The organism is Variovorax sp. DXTD-1 (genome assembly GCF_003984625.1).
GTDB lineage: Bacteria > Pseudomonadota > Gammaproteobacteria > Burkholderiales > Burkholderiaceae_C > Variovorax.
The window spans coordinates 1-2,312 of record NZ_RWKH01000050.1; the positions used below are offsets into that span (position 1 = coordinate 1).

Annotated in this window: 1 pseudogene; it reads left to right on the forward strand. The window is 67.5% G+C overall.

The annotated features are described in order from the left end of the window. Positions 1-2,312, forward strand: a pseudogene (locus tag EJI00_RS24705) (S-layer family protein); the annotation flags it as partial.

Consider the following 2,312-nt stretch of genomic DNA (forward strand, 5'->3'; position numbering starts at 1 on the left):
GCACCGGCACCGTATGTGCCCACATCGCCCGGCACCCTCACCGCGGCAGGCGCCATCCTCAATGACGGCGGCAAGATCTACGCTGGCGGGCCGGTCATGCTGAACACCCCGCAGATCAACAATGCGGGCGGCTCGCTGTCGGTGGCCAGCATGGCGGTCACGGGCCCCAGCTTCTCCAATGCGGGTGGCACGCTGAACGTCAGCAACGGCTTCAGCGCCAACGTGGGCCAACTGGACAACACCGGCGGGACGTTGAACGCGGGCAGCCTGAGCATTGCGACCACGGGCGATCTGATCAATGTCGATGGCAAGCTGACCAGCGCCACCGATGCCAACCTCACAGTCGGTGGCAAGGCTGACAACACGCGCGGGACGATCTCGGCCACGGGCGCACTGGCCGCGAACGTGGCGGGCGCGCTGAACAACACCGCCGGCACCCTGGCCTCGAACCAGGCCCTGACCGTCACCGGCCAGTCCCTGAACAACAGCCAGGGCACACTCCAGTCGGCCGGCGGCAACGTCCAGGCCACCGTCGCCCAGCAGCTGCTCAACACCGACGGCCGCATTGCCAGTGGTGCGAATCTCACCATCCAGACCGGCAGCCTCGACGGCACCAAGGGATCGCTGCAAGGCACGGGTGACCTGCACGTCACGGCGGCTCAAGGGTTGACCTCCACAGGCACCAACGCCGCCGGCGGCAACCTGGCGTTGCAGGGCGCCTTTGTCGACCTCTCCGGCAGCCAGACTGGCGCTGCCCACATCGGCGTCACCGCCACCCAGGGCGACGTGACCACCAGCGGTGCCACTGTGGCCACGCCCGGCACCTTGGCCATCACGGCCAATGCGCAGCCCGGCCAGACGCTCGTGAACAGCGCCGGCCAGCTGAACGCCGGCCAGCTGCAGATCAGCGTCTCGAACCTCGCCAACACCAATGGCGGCCAGATCGTGCAGACCGGCACGGGCGCAACGACCATCGCCACCAGCGGCACCCTGAACAACGACGGCGGGCGCATCGCCAGCAACGGCCAGGACCTCACGCTGCAAGGCACCAGCATCACCAACGCAGCCGGCAAGATCGAGCATGCCGGCACCGGCACGCTCGCCATCGCGGGCGGCAGCTACAGCGGCACCGATGGCCAGATCACGGCCAATGGCGCATTGACGGTCGCCATGTCGGGCGCCTTCAGCCAGGATGGCGCCAAGGCCGTGATCAGCGCCAAGCAGATCACCATCGACGCCGGGTCGCTCGGCAACCGCGCCGGCGCCCAGATCGTGCAGACCGGCGTCGAGGCCACACGCATCACGGTGGTGGGCGCCGTGGACAACAGCGGCGGGACGCTGGCCAGCAACGGTGATACGACCGTGGCAGCCGGCAGCCTGGCCAACCAGGGTGGCACCATTCGGGCTGCCGAGACCTCCGACCTCGGCCTGGCCGTGAGCGGTTTGCTCGACAACAGCAACAAGGGCGTGATCGGCGCGGGCGGAAACACCACCGTCTCAGCAGGAAGCCTCAACAACAACGCCGGCAGTGTGACGGCGGCCGGCGATCTGAGTGCCACCGTCGGCGGCGCGGCCGCGAACGTGGGTGGCACCCTGGCGGCCAATGGCAACACCACAATCGCGGCCGCTACGCTGGACAACAGCACCGGTGGTCTTGTGGCCGCGGTGAACGGCGATCTGAGTGTCACGACCATCGGTGTGACGACCAACAATGGCGGCACCTTGCAAGCCGGCGCCACGACCACGCTGCTCAACAGTGGCCTGAACAATGTCGGCGGCAAAGTCTTCGGCAACAGCCTGGTGGTGGACACGCGTGGCAATGCACTGGACAACAGCGCGAAGGGCACGTTGGCAGCGACCACCACCGTCGACGTGAGGTCCGGTGCGCTGAACAACGACACAGGCCTGCTGCAAAGCGGCGCCGCCATGACCATCAATACGAATGGTCAGGTGCTCACCAACACCAACGCGTTTGGCTATACCAATGGCCAAGGCGGAATCACCAGCGGCGACACGCTGACGCTGAACACGGGCGCCGTGAACAATACGGCCGGGTTCATCGGCGCGAATGGCGCGCTGACCGCCGACACGCAGGCCTTCACCAACACCAGTGGCGGCCTGGTGCTCAGCCAGTCCACGGTGGCGATCCACACTCAGGGCGCAGGCTACGACAACACCGGCGGCCAGACGCTGGCCGTTGGCGACTTGGGCGTCAACGCAGGCAGCATCACGAACGTCGGCGGCCTGATCCGCTCGACCGCCACGACCACCCTGAACGCGGGCAGCATCGACAACCGCCTCACCTCCGGCGC